Genomic DNA, 16,077 nt, shown 5'->3' on the forward strand with positions numbered 1-16,077 from the left:
CGTCTTACTTGACGCGCGCCGAGTATTCGCCCGAGCGGGTGTCGACCTTGATGATTTCGTCCTGGTTGACGAACAGCGGCACGCGCACCACCGCGCCGGTTTCCAGCGTCGCCGGCTTGCCGCCGCCGCCGGAGGTATCGCCGCGCACGCCCGGATCGGTCTCGGTGATCTTCAGCTCGACGAAGTTCGGCGGCTGCACCCAGATCGGCGTGCCGTTCCACAGCGTCACGATGCAGTCTTCCTCGCCCTTGAGCCACTTGTCGGCGCCGCCCATGCCGGCCTTGTCGGTCTGCACCTGCTCGAAGGTTTCCGGGTCCATGAAGTGCCAGTACTCGCCATCGCTGTACAGGTAGCGCATGTCGGTATCGACCACGTCGGCCACTTCCACGTCGTCGGTCGCCTTCATGGTCATTTCGACCACGCGGCCGGACTTGATGAAGCGGTACTTCATGCGGGTGAAGGCCTGGCCCTTGCCCGGCTTGACGTATTCGGTCTCGGTGATGACCGCCGGCTCGTTGTTGACCAGGATCTTCATGCCGTTCTTGACGTCGTTCATGCCAACAGTGGCCATGGTGCAGCTCCTCGATAAGACCACGACCTGCCACAGGCCGTGGCAGGTCGGATTAGAATGGGGCGCCCGCCGCAACCGGCGGGCATTGGTTTTGTGACCGCACATGATACCCGCAGCCCCCCTCGCCTTGCAGCCATCTCCGCCGCCCACCCTGCAACCGCCGCGCTGGCAGCAGCAGTGGCGCGACGCCGTGCGCGACCCGCGCGCGCTGCTGGCGCTGCTGGGCCTGGAGGCGCAGGCGGCCGGGATCAGCGACGCGGCCGCCGCGCAGTTCCCGCTGCGGGTGCCGCAGGCATTCGTGGCGCGCATGCGCCGTGGCGACCTGCACGACCCGCTGCTGCGCCAGGTGCTGCCGCTGGACGATGAAATGCGGCCGGTGCCCGGCTTCGGCCTGGATGCGGTCGGCGATGGCGCCGCCAAGACCGCCGACGGTGTAATCCAGAAATACCGCGGCCGCGCGCTGCTGATCGCCACCGGCAGCTGCGCGGTGCACTGCCGTTACTGCTTCCGCCGCCACTTCCCGTATGCCGAGGAAACCGCCGCGCGCGACGGCTGGCGCGACGCGGTCGCCACGATCGCGGCCGACCCCGGCATCGACGAAGTGCTGCTGTCCGGCGGCGACCCACTGTCGCTGGCCACCGGCAAGCTGGCCGAACTCACCGATGCGCTGGCTGCCATCGGCCACATCAAGCGCCTGCGCATCCACAGCCGGCTGCCGATCGTGCTGCCCGAGCGTGTCGACGCGCCGCTGCTGGCCTGGCTGCGCAGCCTGCCGTGGCCGGTGGCCTTCGTGGTGCATGCCAACCATGCCAACGAATTCGATACCGCCGTGGACGATGCCATGCGCGCCCTGCGCGAGGCCGGCGCGCAGTTGCTCAACCAGGCCGTGCTGCTGCGCGGCGTCAACGACAGCGTGGATGCGCTGGCGGCCCTGAGCGAACGCAGCTTCGCCGCCGGCGTGCTGCCGTATTACCTGCATCAGCTCGACCGGGTGGCCGGCGTGGCGCATTTCGAAGTGGACGATGCGCGCGCGCGCGCCCTGCACACCGAGCTGGCCGCGCGCCTGTCCGGCTACCTGGTGCCGCGCCTGGTGCGCGAAATTCCTGGCGACACCGGCAAACGGCCGCTGTAACCACCAGCTCGAACACACCGGATCGTAGGAGCGCACCCGGGCGCGACGAAGCATGACCGGTAACGCCCGTCGCGCCCGGATGCGCTCCTACGCTGATCAGCCCGCGGCGATCAGCTTGACCATGTCGGCCGGGCTCAGCGGGCGGCTGAACCAGTAGCCCTGGCCCAGGTCGCAGCCACGCTCGCGCAGCAGGTTGAACTGCGCTTCCTGCTCGATCCCCTCGGCCACCACGGTGATGCCCAGCGAATGCGCCATGCCGATGATGGCCGTGGTCAGCGCCAGATCGTCCGGGTCGCGCTGCAGGTCGGCGATGAAACTCTTGTCGATCTTGACCCCGTCCACCGGCACCTGGCGCAGATGGCTCAAGCCGGAGAAACCGGTGCCGAAGTCGTCCAGCCACACCTTCACGCCGGTACGGTGCAATTGATCGAGCAGGCTGGCGGCCATCATTTCGTCGCCGATCACCGCCGTTTCGGTCAGCTCCAGGTGCAAGCGCGCGGCCGGCAGGCCGGACTCGGCCAGGCACTCGGCCACGGTGTCGATCAGGTCGCCACTGCGCAGCTGACGCGGCGAGACGTTGACCGAGATGAACAAGCCCTCGCCCACCACCGGCCATTGCGCCGCTTCCAGGCAGGCCGCGCGCAGCACCTTGGGGCCGATCACCTCGATCAGGCCGCTCTGCTCGGCGATGTCGATAAAGGTGGACGGCGCAATCGTGCCCAGCGCCGGGTGCTGCCAGCGCAACAGCACTTCCACCCCCACCAGCACCCGGTCGCTGGTCCGGTAGATCGGCTGATAGACCAGCCGCAGCTCGTCGCGCTCCCAGGCCCCGCGCAGCTCGTGCTCCATGTGCACGCGCCGCTCCACCGCATGATCGGCGGCACGGCTGTAGAAGCGATGGCAGTTCTTGCCGGCGACCTTGGCCTGGTACATCGCGATGTCGCCGTTCTTCAGCAACGCGGTGGCATTGCTGGCATCGTCCGGGAACAGCGTGATGCCGATCGAGGTGCCCAGGAACACCTCCCGGCCCTGCACGTTCAAGGGGCGGCTCAATTCGTGCACCAGCCGGTCCGCCAGCTGGGCGGCAAGCAGGCTGACATCGCCGTTCTGCAGCAGGATCACGAACTCGTCGCCGCCGAAGCGCGCCAGGATCGCGTCGTCGCCACCCAACGCACCGACCGCGCGGCTGATGCGGCTGGCGAACTGCAGCAGCGCCTCGTCGCCGGCTTCGTGCCCCAGCGTGTCGTTGACGCGCTTGAAGTCGTCGATATCGGCGAACAGCAGCGCCAGCTTGCTGTCGGTGCTGCGGGCGGTGTTGAGCAGATGGTCCAGGCCCTCGCGGAACCCCAGCCGGTTGGTCAGCCCGGTCAGCGCGTCGGTGTAGGCCATGTGGCGCACCTCGCGATCGTGCCGGGCGATGCTCTCGCTCATGCGGCCGAAGGCGGAAATCAACTCGCCGATCTCGTCGTTGCGCGGATGCGGCGGCAGCTGCACCGCATAGTCGCCACGCTCGATCTGGCGCGCGGCCGCCGCCAGCAGCCGCACCGGTGCCACCAGGGTGCGCTGCACGTAGATGGCCAACAGCACCCCCAGCGCCACCAGCGCGGCCAGCAGCACCAGCAGCCAGCCCAGATCGCGTTTGCCGATCGCGTTGAGGTTCTGCACCAGGGTCAGGTTGGCGCCGGATTCGACCCTGCGCACCCGCTCGCGCGACATGCCCACCCGCACCCCGCCGATGCGCTGGTCGCCGATCTTGATCGGCATCGTCACGTCCAGCACTTCCGGCGAGGACTGCGACAGCATGGCGCGCGCGGTCACCGCCCTGGCCGCGAGCGGGTCGGTCATGGGCTGGCCGTAATGCTGCAGATCGGGCGAGCCATCGTGCACCAGCCGGCCGCGTCGATCGAACACCAGCACGTAGCTCACCACCTGCTGCCGCGAGGCGTTGCGCACCAGCGCACCCACTGTGCCCAGGTCGGAGTAGTACAGCGGATTGGCCAGGCCGTTCGCCAGTTCGGTGGCCAGGGTCTCGCCACGCGTGCGCAGGCTGCGATCGAACAGCTCGTGCAGGATCTGCGCGCTGAGCCCGCGCACCTCGCGTTGCATCGCGCTCTGGCGCTGCAGCAGCGACGCCAGGATCGCACCGACCAGCAGCAGCGTCAGCGCCATCACCAACAGGAAGCGTGCCTGCAACCCGAAGCGCACCTGAGTCATTCCACTTGGTCCCTGACACGGTGCAAGCCGGCGCTCAGCGCATCCAGGCGCCGGCGGCTGGCAGCATCCAGCGGGTGGAAGGCGGTGGTGCCGAAGAAGCGTTTCAGGGCCGGCCCGGCCTTGGGGTCGGAGGCCGCCTGCAGCAGCACCACGCGCAGCCGCCGTTCCACCGCCGGATCCATGCCGGTGCGCACCATCTCCACCGCGCGCGGCACCGGCGCACTGCGATGGACGATACGGAAATCACGCTTGAACACCTGCGGCAGGTGGCGTTCGTCATCCCAGTCGGCGTTGCTGAAGGCGCCCGCATCGATCAGGTGCTGATGCACGAAGGCGGAGATATTCAGTTTCGACCCGACCATCAGGTAACCCACCGAGCCCGGTACCTGGCTGTCGTCCGGCGACAGCAGCACATCGCAGGCGATGCCGTTGCGCACCAGCTCCAGCATCGGCAGCAGGTAGCCGCTGGTGGAGGAGGCGTTCTGCAACGCCAGGGTGTGCCCGCGCAACTGCTTGAGCGACTGGATCGGGCTGTCGCGGCGGACGAAGAACACCGTGTGGAACTCGCGCAGGCCGCCGCGCTCGGTCATCACCAGCGGGTGCGCACTGCCGCGCTGTTCCAGCAGCATTGCCGCACCGGTGGTTTCGCTGACCCAGTCGACGCGGCCACGCCGCAGGTAACTGGACATCTGCCGCGCATCCGGCGCCATCAGGATTTCGCCACGGCGGATCCCGACCTCGCGCATGCGCGGCACCACGTAATCCAGCAGGGGCTTGAGTTGCGCGTAATGGGTGGCGGGATCGTCGCTGATCCGTCCAAGCACCAATACCGGGGAAGGCGCCGCTGTCGCCGTCGCGGCCAAGCCTGCCCCGGCCAACAGCCCGCAGGCAATCAGACACCATCGTAGACCGCGCAAAACGGACACTCCCCTAGAGCCGCCGACAGCCTAGCCGAATCTTTCCAGATGTGACAGACGTCAGTTTCCGTTGCGCTTTGCCAGCATGGCCATGCGCTGCGCATCGGACAGAATGCCGCGCAGCAGACGCACTTCCTGCTCGCTCATGTCCGCGCGCAACAGCAGCCGCCGCAGCTTGCGCATCGCCGACTCCGGCGCCCGCCCCTTGTGGAAGTCGATCTCGTCCAGGGTCTGGCCCAACTGGCCGAACATGCCTTCCAGCTGGGCATGGCTGGCCGGGCCCTCGCGCAGCGCGCCGGCCGCCGCGGCGGGCGCAACCTCCGCTTCGCCAGCCGCCAGCTGCGCCAGCCGCACCTCGTACGCCACGACCTGTACCGCCGCCGCCAGGTTGAGCGAGCTGAACGCCGGATCGGACGGGATATGCAGCGCCGCATGGCAGAGCTGCAGTTCGTCGTTGGTCAGGCCGGTGCGCTCGCGACCGAACACGATCGCCACCTCGGCCGGTTCGCCTGCCTTGGCCCAGGCACGGCGCGCGCCCTCGTCCGGCGGCAGCTCTTCCAGCGCGACCCGGCGCGCACGCGCGGTGCAGCCGATCACCAGGGTGCAATCGGCCACCGCCTCGGCCAGGGTGGCGAAGATCGGCGCCTCGCCGAGCACGTCCTCGGCACCGGCCGACCGCCGATAGGCGTCTTCGTCGAGCGCACGCTCCGGTGCCACCAGCACCAGGCGCGACACGCCCATCGTCTTCATCGCGCGCGCGGCGGCGCCGATGTTGCCTGGATGCTGGGTGCCGACAAGAACGAAACGGATGCGCTGGCTGACGGACATGAACGGAGATTGGGGAGCGATTCGGTCGTAGATGGTAAACTGCGCGGCCGGCTTTGGTGCCGGACCGCTCTTTTACCTTCGCCATTTTCGATTCTGCCTTCACGGGAGCTTTAACCATGCAGAAACCCGCCGTCACCGTCATGGTCAAAGCCGCCCGCCTCGCCGGCAATGTGCTGTTGCGCGGTATCAACAAGCTCGATGCGCTCAACGTGGTGCAGAAAGGCCGCATGGACTACGCCAGCGAAGTCGATGCCGATGCCGAGAAGGTCATCATCAAGGAACTCAAGCGCGGCTACCCCGAGTACGCCGTGTTCGGCGAAGAAGGCGGCGTGCAAGGTGGCAAGAGTGGCCGCTACACCTGGGTCATCGACCCGCTGGACGGCACCAGCAACTATCTGCGCGGCTTCCCGCATTACTGCGTGTCGATCGCGCTGGTGGAAAACGGCGAGCCCACCGACGCAGTGATCTTCGACCCGCTGCGCAACGAGCTGTTCACCGCCAGCCGCGGCGCCGGCGCGGTGCTCAACGACCGCCGCATCCGCATCGCCGAACGCAAGGACCTGGAAGGCGCGATGGTCCACACCGGCTTCCCGCCGCGCGAGCGCGCACGCACCAGTGCGCAGTTGAAGTGCGTCGATGCGTTGCTGGTGCAGGCAGAGGATGTGCGTCGTACCGGTTCTGCCGCGCTGGACCTGGCCTACGTGGCCTGCGGCCGCGCCGATGCGTATTTCGAGGCCGGCGTCAAAGCGTGGGACATCGCGGCCGGCGTGCTGCTGGTGCGCGAAGCCGGTGGCCGCGTCTGCGACTACAAGGGTGCCACCCCGCCGCGCATGGACAACATGGGCCCGGAAACGCAGCAGATCGTGGCCGGCAACATCAAGATCAGCGACGCGCTGCAGAAGGTCATCGTCAACACCGGCTACGCCCGCGAGTTCGACGCCAAGTTCTGATCGCTGCCCGACCCCAGCCCGCACACCGTAGGAGCGCGCCTGAGCGCGACGGGGCTTTCCCAGCAAAGCCCCTCGCGACCAGGGTCGCTCCTACGACAGCGCGCAGCAAAACACACAAGGCCGGGATCGCTCCCGGCCTTGTGCGTTTCAGCGCGACGCCAAGCCCATCGGCGCCGCACACCGTAGGAGCGCGCCCGAGCGCGACGGGGCTTTCCCGGCAAAGCCCCTCGCGACCAGGGTCGCTCCTACAACAGCGCGCAACAAAACGCACAAGGCCGGGATCGCTCCCGGCCTTGTGTGTTCCAGCGCGATGCAAAGCCCATCGGCGCCACACATCGTAGGAGCGCACCCGAGCGCGACGGGGCTTTCCCACCAAAGCCCCTCGCGACCAGGGTCGCTCCTACAACAGCGCGTAGTAAAACGCACAAGGCCGGGATCGCTCCCGGCCTTGTGCGTTCCAGCGCGATGCAAAGCCCATCGGCGCCACACACCGTAGGAGCGCGCCCGAGCGCGACGGGGCTTTCCCGGCAAAGCCCCTCGCGACCAGGGTCGCTCCTACAACAGCGCGCAGCAAAACACACAAGGCCGGGATCGCTCCCGGCCTTGTGCGTTGGGTGCCGCTGTCGCAGCGCTACGTGGAACCTAGCGCTGATGCACGACTTCAGGCGATCGCAGCGTGGTAGCGGCGCTCGACTTCTTCCCAGTTCACCGCGTTGTAGAACGCGCCGATGTATTCCGGACGACGGTTCTGGTACTTCAGGTAGTACGCGTGTTCCCACACGTCCAGACCCAGGATCGGGGTGTTGCCTTCGAACAGCGGGCTGTCCTGGTTGGCGGTGCTTTCCACCACCAGCTTCTTGTCCGGGGTCACGCTCAACCAGGCCCAGCCCGAGCCGAAACGGCTGACGGCGGCCTTGGTAAAGGCTTCCTTGAACTTCTCGAAACCACCGATGTCCTTGTCGATCGCTTTGGCGACCTCGCCCTTGGGCTCACCGCCGCCATTGGGCGACAGCACGGTCCAGAACAGCGAATGGTTGGCGTGGCCACCGCCGTTGTTGCGCACCGGGCCCTGCAGGTTTTCCGGCAGGCTCTTCAGCTTGGACACCAGCTCTTCCACCGGCAGGTCGGCGTACTCGGTCCCTTCCAGCGCCGCGTTGACGTTGTTGATATAGGTCTGGTGATGCTTGGTGTGATGGATTTCCATCGTCTGCGCATCGATATTGGGTTCCAGCGCGTCGTAGGCGTAGGGCAACTGCGGGAGGGTGTAAGCCATGCGTGTCTCCTGGACTTGCCGCCCGGCGAAGACCGGGCGTTGCGGGGTAGATGGTAAGGACGGCGGCGGCGCTTACCAAGGGTATTGGCAGGGAAACTTCATCCCATCGCATGCCGCGTCGTGTTCGCTGCATACCTTGCACCATGCCCCGGTTACTCGGGCGTGAACCGTCCCGCCGCCCGGCGCGTTCAAAGTCGACACAGTCGCGCAACGGCATACTTGCTCTGCCGTCCCAACACCCTGTTTCCGGAACCGTCATGCGCAAGCCCGCTTTGCTGATCGTCGCCATCGTGCTGCTCGTCGCCGGGTTGTGGGGCATGCGCGCGATGCAGACACCCAAGCCGCACTTCGCGCCGCAGCTCAGCGCGCCGATCGCCGCAGCAGCACCGGTCGAACGCTCACCGCAGCAGCAAGCGTTGCCGGGATTTCTGCCGACCGAGGCCATGGCCACGATCGTGCTGATCCAGCGCGGCGGACCATTCCCGCATCCGCAGGACGGCAGCGTGTTCGGCAATCGTGAGCAGCGCCTGCCCGAGCGTCCGCGCGGCTACTACCACGAATACACCGTGGAAACCCCAGGCAGTCCCGATCGCGGTGCGCGCCGCATCGTCACCGGCGGTACCCCGCCGCAGGCGTGGTACTACAGCGACGATCATTACCAGAGTTTCAGATCGTTCCAGGGCCCGGCTCCGGAGCAGGCGCCATGAGCGCAGGCGACTTCGCACTGGACCTGTCCGACCCGCAGCAATCGGGCGTCTACCAAGCCGAGACCGACGATCTGGACACCATGGCCGCGCTTGCCCGCGATGCCGGCCTGCACATCCTGCGCGTGGACCTGGCCAGCTGCAGCGACAAGCACAGGCTGCTGATGCGTCTGGCCACCCAACTGGACTTCCCTGCCGGCTTCGGCCGCAACTGGGACGCGCTCTCCGATGCCTTGCGCGATCTGGCATGGCTGCCAGCGTCGCATGGCTATGCGCTGCTGATCGACGGCGCCGATGCGCTGGCCCGCACTGCGCCGAACGACCGCGACACCTTGCTGGACATCCTCGACGAAGCGGCTACCGCCTGGGCCGCGCGCGGGCTCACGTTTGCGGCATTCGTGGCGCCTGCGAGCGCCTGCGACTAGGCGCTGCCTGCAAGACGCATCCCGCACTCGCCGGACACAGCACGATCAACACGGCGTGGTGGTGGTCGGTGATCACCGGTGCGTATCCAGCGCGTGTTTCACGCAACGCGCTGCCCCACGGCTGCCACCCCTGTAGTGGGAGGCGTGGTGCCAGTTATCGCTCCACACATCCACAAGGCCGGCACGCAGTCGGGCACCGGCCCGACCATCAACTATCCAGTTCGCTCCAGCGCGCGAACGCCGCATCCAGCCGAGCCTGCGCATCGCCCAATGCGGCCGTATGCGCGGCCATCGCCGCACTGTCGCGCTGGTAGAAGGCCGGGTCGTTCATCGCCTCGGTCAATGCCGCGACCTGCTGCTCCAGGGTTTCGATCAAGGCCGGCAATTGCTCCAGCTCACGCGCGTCCTTGTAGCTGAGCTTGCGCTTGGGCGCGGCATCGACCGGCAGCGCAGCCGCCACCGGCGTGGTTGCCGCCGCCGTCGCCGATGCCTTGGCAACCGCCATCGCATTGGGCGCCGGGGTGCGACGCTGACGCAGCGAATCGCTGTACCCGCCGACGTAATCGCCGATCAGGCCCTCGCCCTCCATCACCAGGGTGGAGGTCACCACGTTGTCGAGGAAGTCGCGGTCATGGCTGACCAGCAACAAGGTGCCGGTGTACTCGCCCAGCAGCTCTTCCAGCAGCTCCAGCGTTTCCACGTCCAGATCGTTGGTCGGTTCGTCCATCACCAGCAGGTTGGACGGCTGCGCGAACAGGCGGGCCAGCAGCAGCCGATTGCGCTCGCCGCCGGACAGCCGGGTGATCGGCGCACGTGCGCGCTCGGGGGTGAACAAAAAGTCCTGCAGATACGCATGCACATGCTTGCGCTTGCCGTTGATCTCGATGAAGTCGCGGCCTTCGGCCACGTTCTCGATCGCGCTCCAGTCCTCGCGCAGCGTGGAACGGTACTGATCGAAGTAGGCGATCTGCAGATTGGTGCCGATGCGGATCTCGCCCTGTTGCGCCTGCAGATCGCCCAGCAACAACTTCAGCAAGGTGGTCTTGCCGCTGCCGTTGGGGCCGATCAGCCCGATGCGGTCGCCGCGCTGGATGATGGTCGAAAAATCCTTGACCATCGTGCGCGCGCCGAATGCGAAACCGACTTCCTTGGCCTCGATCACCTTCTTGCCGGAGGACTCGCCCTGCGAGACTTCCATGCGCACGTTGCCGGTCAGGTCGCGGCGCTGCACGCGCTCGTTGCGCATCGATTCCAGACGCCGTACGCGGCCTTCGTCGCGAGTACGCCGCGCCTTGATGCCCTGACGGATCCAGATTTCTTCCTGCGCCAGCATCTTGTCGAAGCGCGCGTTTTCCTGCGCCTGCGCATTGAGCCGCTCTTCGCGGCGCCGCTCGTAATTGGCCCAGTCGCCCGGCCAGCTGGTGACCTGGCCACGATCGATCTCGACGATGCGGGTGGCCAACGCACGCAGGAAGCGCCGGTCATGGGTGACGAACAACACGCTGCCGTTCCAGTTCTTCAGGAACGACTCCAGCCAGTCGATGGCTTCGATGTCCAGGTGGTTGGTCGGCTCGTCCAGCAGCAGCACATCCGGCGAGGACACCAGCGAGCGCGCCAGCAGCACGCGCCGCTTCATGCCGCCGGACAACCGCGCAAACTCCGCATCGCCGTCCAGTTCCAGCTTGGTCAGCGTCTCGCTGACGCGCTGATCCAGCGCCCAGCCGTCGGCCGCGTCGATCTTGGCCTGCACCTTGCCGAACGCGTCGCCATCGAACACCTCGGCATGGCTGAGTTGATGGAACTCGGCCAGCCAGTGACCCAGCTCGCCCAGGCCGTCGGCCACCACATCGAACACGCTGCCGCCGGTGCCCTGCGGCACTTCCTGCTCCAGCCGCGCGATGCGCACGCCCTGTTGCACGCGCACTTCGCCATCGTCGGGCTTGAGCTCGCCGGCAATCAGTTTCATCAAGGTCGATTTGCCGGCGCCGTTGCGGCCGATCAGGGCGATACGCTCGCCCGGCTCGATCGTGAGGTCGGTTTTTTCCAGCAACAAGGGGCCGCCGACGCTGTAGTCGACGCTTTGCAGAGTGATTAAAGGCATGGGCTGATTGTACGGGAATCGGGAATGGTGAATCGGGAATGGAAAACGCCTCGCCGTCGCGAATCCCCAATCCCCACTGCCCAATCCCGGCTAAAATGCGCCATGAACGAATTCTCCGCGCTGCCGCTGTCGCCGGCCCTGGCCCCCGGCATCGACGCCCTTGGCTACACCGTCCTCACTCCCATCCAGGCGCAGAGCCTGCCGCCGATCCTGCAGGGGCTGGACGTCATCGCCCAGGCGCCGACCGGCAGCGGCAAGACCGCCGCCTTCGGGCTGGGCCTGCTGCAGAAGCTCGACCCGGCGCTGACCCGCGCGCAGGCGCTGGTGCTGTGCCCCACCCGTGAACTGGCCGATCAGGTCGGCAAGCAGTTGCGCAAGCTGGCCACCGGCATCCCCAACATGAAGCTGGTGGTGCTGACCGGCGGCATGCCGCTCGGCCCGCAGCTGGCCTCGCTGGAAGCGCACGACCCGCAAGTGGTGGTCGGCACGCCCGGCCGCATCCAGGAACTGGCCCGCAAGCGCGCCCTGCATCTGGGCGGCGTGCGCACGCTGGTGCTGGACGAGGCCGACCGCATGCTCGACATGGGCTTCGAAGAACCCATTCGCGAGATCGCCAGCCGCTGCGACAAGCACCGCCAGAGCCTGCTGTTCTCGGCCACCTTCCCGGACATCATCCGCACGCTGGCGCGCGAGATCCTCAAGGACCCGGTCGAAATCACCGTCGAAGGCGCCGACAACGCGCCAGAAATCGACCAGCAGTTCTTCGAGGTCGACCCGACTTACCGGCAGAAGGCCGTCGCCGGCCTGCTGCTGCGCTTCAATCCCGAATCCAGCGTGGTGTTCTGCAATACCCGCAAGGAAGTGGACGAGGTGGCCGGCTCGCTGCAGGAGTTCGGCTTCTCCGCGCTCGCCCTGCACGGCGACATGGAACAGCGCGACCGCGACGAAGTGCTGGTGCGCTTCGTCAACCGCAGCTGCAACGTGCTGGTGGCCAGCGATGTGGCTGCACGCGGGCTGGACGTGGAAGACCTGTCGGCAGTGGTCAATTACGAGCTGCCCACCGATACCGAAACCTACCGCCACCGCATCGGCCGCACCGCGCGCGCCGGCAAACGCGGATTGGCGCTCAGCCTGGTGGCCCCGCGCGAGACCGGCCGCGCGCAGGCGCTGGAAGCCGAACAGGGCCAGCCGCTGAAGTGGTCGCGCGCGCCCCTGGCCACCGCCCGCCCGGCGCAGCTGCCGCAGGCGGCCATGACCACGCTGCGCATCGACGGCGGCAAGACCGACAAGCTGCGTGCCGGCGACATCCTCGGCGCGCTGACCGGCGAAGCCGGACTGTCGGGCGCGGCGATCGGCAAGATCGCGATCTACCCCACCCGCTCCTACGTCGCCATCGCCCGCGCGCAGGTCGCCAAGGCGCTGGCGCATCTGCATGCGGGCAAGATCAAGGGACGCCGGTTCCGGGTCAGCAAGCTGTAATCACCGCGCGGCAGCGACCCTGCCGACCAACCGCTCGGGCGGCGGCGATAGCGCCTGCCGCACGATCCAACGGGATGCGCATGCTTGCGCATTCCCGTTTTCAGAAAGCCTCATCGGCGAGCTGCTCGATCGGCAAGACGCCTGGATCAATAGCTCAAGGTAGCCAGCAGCGGCACGTCATTGGCCCACTTCTCACGGCCCTGCAGCGCCAGCAACTCGACCAGCACCGCCGCGCCGACCACTTCCAGCTCCAGCTGTGCGGCCAGACTCAGGGCCGCGCGCAGCGTACCGCCGGTGGCAAGCACGTCGTCGACGATCAACACGCGCGCGCCGCGTGGCAACGCGTCCTCGTGCATTTCGATGCGGTCGGTACCGTATTCCAGCGCATATTCCTGGACCAGCGTACGCCCGGGCAGTTTGCCGGGCTTGCGCACCGGCACAAAGCCGGTGCGTAGCTCGCGCGCCAGCGCCGACCCCAGGATGAAACCGCGCGCCTCGATGCCCAGTACCGCATCCAGCGGTGTGGTGCGCCAGGGCTGCGCCATTTCATCCAGCGCCGAGGCGAAGTCCGGGCCATCGGACAGCAGCGGTGTGATGTCCTTGAAGACGATGCCCGGCTTGGGAAAATCGGCGATGTCGCGGATTCGCTCGGACCATTGGTTGGGTCCGGAAGAATTGGTGCCGGCGCAGCGGGTGCAGTCAGTCATGGTGGTGGTGGCGTCTAGGCCGGTGGGGACCACCCTATTCTAGGCTGCGCGCGCTCACGACGCCGCGTTTACGACATACCTGCATCTGAGCGCGTCAGGAACTGCAGGACAGCATCGAGCAACCGGCGCGGTCGCGCGCCCAGTCCGGCCGCCGCGCGGCAAACGCCTCGCGGCCCGGCTGTTCGTCGTACGGGTGCCGCATGACCTCCAGCAACTCTTCTACGCCGGACGGATCGCCCTGCTCGGCCAGATCGATCGCCTGCTGCGCCAGATAGTTGCGCAGCACATAGCGCGGGTTGGCCAGGCGCATGCGTTCGCGCCGCGCCTCCGGCGACAGCGTGTCCTGCTGCAGCCGCTCAGCGTAGCGCTGCAGCCATTCCTGCAGCTGCGCGGCATGCGCGAGACGCTTGTCCTGGTCATAGAACGCCTCACGCAACAGCTCAGGATCGGGATGCTCCGGCGCAAATGCGATCAGGCCGCGGAAGGTCAGCGTCATGTCCATTTCCGCGTTGTGCATCAGCACGCGCAGCGCATCGATCAGCTGTAGATCCTCGTCGCGGCAGTCGGCCAGACCCAACTTGGCGGCAGTGTCGCGGCGGTCGCAGGCCAGGTAGGTATCGCGGAAGCGGTCCAGCCCCAGCCGCAACTGCGCCTGGTCGGCGAACAGCGGCGCCAGCGCCTGCGCCAGGCGTCCCAGGTTCCAATACGCGACCTGGGGCTGGGTGCCGAAGCGGTAGCGACGGCCCTGCGCATCGGTGGTGTTCGGCGTCCAGTCCGGGTCGTAGTCGTCGACCCAGCCGTACGGGCCGTAGTCGATGGTCAGCCCCAGGATCGACATGTTGTCGGTGTTCATCACCCCATGCACGAAGCCCACCCGCATCCAGTGCGCCACCATCACCGCCGTGCGCTCGCAGACCTGTGCGAACCAGGCTGCGTACAGCGCCTCGCCAGCACCTTCCAGCTGCGGGAAGTCGCGCGCGATGGTGAAGTCCACCCATTGCCGCAGCAGCGCCAGATCGCCGCGCGCACCGGGCAGCTCGAAGTTGCCGAAGCGGATGAACGACGGCGCCACCCGGCACACGATCGCGCCCGGCTCGCGCTGCGGCCGGCCGTCGTAGAACATGTCGCGCACCACCGCATCGCCGGTGGTGACCAGGCTCAGCGCACGCGTGGTCGGCACGCCCAGGTGATGCATCGCTTCGCTGCACAGGAATTCGCGGATCGACGAGCGCAATACCGCCCGGCCATCGGCACCGCGCGAATAAGGTGTCGGGCCGGCACCCTTGAGCTGCAACTCGTAGCGACCGCCATCGACTCCGATTGCCTCGCCGAGCGAGATCGCCCGGCCATCACCCAACTGGCCGGCCCAATGTCCGAACTGGTGCCCGCCATAATTGACCGCCCAAGGCTGCATGCCCGGGTACAGCGCATTGCCGGCGAATACCTCGGCAAAGTGCGCGCTGCCGATCTCGGCCTCATCCAGCCCCAGCCGTTGGGCGACATCGGTCGAATACGCCAGCAGACGCGGCGCGGCTACCGGCGTCGGCATCACCGTCGACCATGCAGCGCGTACCTCGCGGCGGCGTGGACCTTGTTCGGAATCACCGGCCAGCTGCTGGCGCAGGCGGTTGTCAAACTGCAGAGTCGTCATGCGTGCCAGCGTAGGCCAACGACAGTGAACTTCGCATGGGCAACCACGCATCCGGCGTTGCGCACGTACCGTATCTTCGAGCAGCTGGCCGCCGGCGAACGGGCTCGTCCTGCACACGTTGGCGACAGCCTTAGCGCTATTCCTCCCCGCCCCTCACATGACATCGCCCATGCCCTCGCGCACTTCCCGCTGGTTTCGCCCCGCCCTGCTGCTGCTCGGCTCGCTGACACTGACCGCCTGCAGCAGCGTGTTCTTTGGTGGCATCAACGCCGCCTCCAGCCGCGACGGCATTGTCGAGCACCGCGACCAGGTGTTCGATCCGGCGCATGGTCTGGCCCTGGACGTCTACCAGCCGCGCGGCGCGGTGGATGCCCCGGTGGTTGTGTTCTTCTATGGCGGCACCTGGAAGCGCGGGACGCGCGCCAACTATCGCTGGGTCGGACGCGCGCTCGCGCGCCAGGGCGTGGTGGCAATGGTGGCCGACTACCGCAAGTATCCGCAGGTCGGCCTGCAGGGCTTCATGTCCGACGCTGCCGGCGCCACCGCCTGGAGCTATCGGCATGCGCACGACTACGGTGGCGACCCGACGCGCCTGGCGGTGATGGGCCACTCTGCAGGCGCGCATATGGCCGCGCTGCTGGGTACCGACGCGCGCTGGCTGCAGGTGCAAGGCCTGCAACCCCGGCAACTGTGCGGGGTGGTGGGTCTGGCCGGGCCCTACGACTTCCTGCCGCTGACCGACCCGGAGCTGATCGAGATCTTCGGCGAGGCACCGGCCGCGCAACAGCAATCGCAGCCGGTGCGCTACGTCGGCGGCGACGAACCGCCGATGCTGCTGCTGCACGGCGATGCCGATCGCGTGGTCGAGCTGCAGAACAGCACCTCGTTGCAGCACGCCCTGCAACGCAAGGGCGGCACGGCCGAGTTGAAGGTCTACCCGGGCATGGGCCATCTCGGCATCGTGCTGGCGCTGCGCAAACCGCCCGAGCGCTCGCCCGTGCTGCGCGACACGCTGCAGTTCCTGCGGCAATGTCGGGCGCCTTGATTGGGCGGTATGGGATTGGGGAGTCGGGATTGGGGATTCGCCAAACCCTGGCAGGACACCGTCAAGGCACGGTGACCTGC

General features: G+C 67.4%; 14 protein-coding genes. 6 read left to right on the plus strand and 8 right to left on the minus strand.

What is annotated here, in order from left to right; translation table 11 throughout:
* Positions 1-4: 4 nt before the first annotated feature.
* Positions 5-571 carry an elongation factor P gene (efp, locus tag DGN21_RS11330; RefSeq protein WP_007962665.1) on the minus strand — a complete coding sequence of 189 codons (567 nt, stop codon included), beginning with the start codon at positions 569-571 and terminating at the stop codon, positions 5-7.
* Positions 572-674: 103 nt separating this feature from the next.
* On the opposite strand from efp, the gene epmB reads away from it, so the two are divergent.
* Positions 675-1,703 (plus strand): EF-P beta-lysylation protein EpmB, encoded by a 1,029-nt coding sequence (epmB, locus tag DGN21_RS11335; RefSeq protein WP_104568357.1) that lies wholly within the window; start codon positions 675-677, stop codon positions 1,701-1,703.
* A gap of 96 nt (positions 1,704-1,799) precedes the next feature.
* Here epmB and DGN21_RS11340 read toward each other — a convergent pair whose 3' ends face one another.
* From DGN21_RS11340 to DGN21_RS11350, 3 genes are read right to left on the minus strand one after another with little or no spacing between them, the layout of a single operon-like run.
* Positions 1,800-3,917: an EAL domain-containing protein gene (locus DGN21_RS11340; protein WP_024940418.1), complete on the minus strand. Its 2,118-nt coding sequence runs from the start codon at positions 3,915-3,917 to the stop codon at positions 1,800-1,802.
* Positions 3,914-4,843 carry a phosphate/phosphite/phosphonate ABC transporter substrate-binding protein gene (locus DGN21_RS11345; protein ID WP_024940419.1) on the minus strand — a complete coding sequence of 310 codons (930 nt, stop codon included), beginning with the start codon at positions 4,841-4,843 and terminating at the stop codon, positions 3,914-3,916. The genes DGN21_RS11340 and DGN21_RS11345 overlap by 4 nt, the downstream gene beginning before the upstream one ends.
* A gap of 51 nt (positions 4,844-4,894) precedes the next feature.
* On the minus strand, positions 4,895-5,662 hold the full coding sequence (locus DGN21_RS11350; protein ID WP_054593068.1) for an RNA methyltransferase: 768 nt from the start codon (positions 5,660-5,662) through the stop codon (positions 4,895-4,897).
* Between the two features lie 116 nt (positions 5,663-5,778).
* Between DGN21_RS11350 and DGN21_RS11355 the strand changes: the two genes are divergently transcribed.
* Positions 5,779-6,612 carry an inositol monophosphatase family protein gene (locus tag DGN21_RS11355; protein WP_039521909.1) on the plus strand — a complete coding sequence of 278 codons (834 nt, stop codon included), beginning with the start codon at positions 5,779-5,781 and terminating at the stop codon, positions 6,610-6,612.
* Positions 6,613-7,273: 661 nt separating this feature from the next.
* Here DGN21_RS11355 and DGN21_RS11360 read toward each other — a convergent pair.
* Positions 7,274-7,885 carry a superoxide dismutase gene (locus tag DGN21_RS11360; RefSeq protein WP_016904847.1) on the minus strand — a complete coding sequence of 204 codons (612 nt, stop codon included), beginning with the start codon at positions 7,883-7,885 and terminating at the stop codon, positions 7,274-7,276.
* Between the two features lie 257 nt (positions 7,886-8,142).
* Here DGN21_RS11360 and DGN21_RS11365 point away from each other — a divergent pair, with 257 nt between their 5' ends.
* Positions 8,143-8,592 carry a ribonuclease gene (locus DGN21_RS11365; RefSeq protein ID WP_016904848.1) on the plus strand — a complete coding sequence of 150 codons (450 nt, stop codon included), beginning with the start codon at positions 8,143-8,145 and terminating at the stop codon, positions 8,590-8,592.
* On the plus strand, positions 8,589-9,014 hold the full coding sequence (locus DGN21_RS11370; RefSeq protein ID WP_024940420.1) for a barstar family protein: 426 nt from the start codon (positions 8,589-8,591) through the stop codon (positions 9,012-9,014). Before DGN21_RS11365 ends, DGN21_RS11370 begins: the two co-directional genes overlap by 4 nt.
* 208 nt (positions 9,015-9,222) lie before the next feature.
* Here DGN21_RS11370 and DGN21_RS11375 read toward each other — a convergent pair whose 3' ends face one another.
* On the minus strand, positions 9,223-11,115 hold the full coding sequence (locus DGN21_RS11375; protein ID WP_160954555.1) for an ATP-binding cassette domain-containing protein: 1,893 nt from the start codon (positions 11,113-11,115) through the stop codon (positions 9,223-9,225).
* 102 nt (positions 11,116-11,217) lie between these two features.
* Here DGN21_RS11375 and dbpA point away from each other — a divergent pair, with 102 nt between their 5' ends.
* Complete coding sequence (dbpA, locus tag DGN21_RS11380; protein ID WP_053045141.1) at positions 11,218-12,594, plus strand: ATP-dependent RNA helicase DbpA; 1,377 nt, start codon at positions 11,218-11,220, stop codon at positions 12,592-12,594.
* 146 nt (positions 12,595-12,740) lie between these two features.
* Here dbpA and DGN21_RS11385 read toward each other — a convergent pair whose 3' ends face one another.
* Together DGN21_RS11385 and DGN21_RS11390 are read right to left on the minus strand one after the other, a co-directional pair.
* Entirely contained in the window at positions 12,741-13,301 is a 561-nt protein-coding gene (locus tag DGN21_RS11385; RefSeq protein ID WP_024939306.1) for an adenine phosphoribosyltransferase, read from the minus strand.
* Positions 13,302-13,395: 94 nt separating this feature from the next.
* On the minus strand, positions 13,396-14,952 hold the full coding sequence (locus DGN21_RS11390) for a YdiU family protein (RefSeq protein WP_184577242.1): 1,557 nt from the start codon (positions 14,950-14,952) through the stop codon (positions 13,396-13,398).
* Between the two features lie 169 nt (positions 14,953-15,121).
* On the opposite strand from DGN21_RS11390, the gene DGN21_RS11395 reads away from it, so the two are divergent.
* On the plus strand, positions 15,122-15,997 hold the full coding sequence (locus tag DGN21_RS11395; protein WP_160954558.1) for an alpha/beta hydrolase: 876 nt from the start codon (positions 15,122-15,124) through the stop codon (positions 15,995-15,997).
* Positions 15,998-16,077 lie beyond the last annotated feature (80 nt).

The organism is Xanthomonas sp. MLO165 (assembly GCF_018831305.1).
GTDB classification, from domain to species: Bacteria; Pseudomonadota; Gammaproteobacteria; order Xanthomonadales; family Xanthomonadaceae; genus Xanthomonas; species Xanthomonas arboricola.

Bases quoted from the DNA above. Each gene is read 5' to 3' on its own strand.
- DGN21_RS11355 (WP_039521909.1), top strand. From the start codon at position 5,779: ATGCAGAAACCCGCCGTCACCGTCATGGTCAAAGCCGCCCGCCTCGCC.
- DGN21_RS11370 (WP_024940420.1), top strand. From the start codon at position 8,589: ATGAGCGCAGGCGACTTCGCACTGGACCTGTCCGACCCGCAGCAATCG.
- dbpA (WP_053045141.1), top strand. From the start codon at position 11,218: ATGAACGAATTCTCCGCGCTGCCGCTGTCGCCGGCCCTGGCCCCCGGC.
- DGN21_RS11390 (WP_184577242.1), bottom strand. From the start codon at position 14,952: ATGACGACTCTGCAGTTTGACAACCGCCTGCGCCAGCAGCTGGCCGGT.
- efp (WP_007962665.1), bottom strand. From the start codon at position 571: ATGGCCACTGTTGGCATGAACGACGTCAAGAACGGCATGAAGATCCTG.
- DGN21_RS11385 (WP_024939306.1), bottom strand. From the start codon at position 13,301: ATGACTGACTGCACCCGCTGCGCCGGCACCAATTCTTCCGGACCCAAC.
- DGN21_RS11360 (WP_016904847.1), bottom strand. From the start codon at position 7,885: ATGGCTTACACCCTCCCGCAGTTGCCCTACGCCTACGACGCGCTGGAA.
- DGN21_RS11375 (WP_160954555.1), bottom strand. From the start codon at position 11,115: ATGCCTTTAATCACTCTGCAAAGCGTCGACTACAGCGTCGGCGGCCCC.
- DGN21_RS11350 (WP_054593068.1), bottom strand. From the start codon at position 5,662: ATGTCCGTCAGCCAGCGCATCCGTTTCGTTCTTGTCGGCACCCAGCAT.
- DGN21_RS11395 (WP_160954558.1), top strand. From the start codon at position 15,122: ATGCCCTCGCGCACTTCCCGCTGGTTTCGCCCCGCCCTGCTGCTGCTC.
- DGN21_RS11365 (WP_016904848.1), top strand. From the start codon at position 8,143: ATGCGCAAGCCCGCTTTGCTGATCGTCGCCATCGTGCTGCTCGTCGCC.
- DGN21_RS11340 (WP_024940418.1), bottom strand. From the start codon at position 3,917: ATGACTCAGGTGCGCTTCGGGTTGCAGGCACGCTTCCTGTTGGTGATG.
- epmB (WP_104568357.1), top strand. From the start codon at position 675: ATGATACCCGCAGCCCCCCTCGCCTTGCAGCCATCTCCGCCGCCCACC.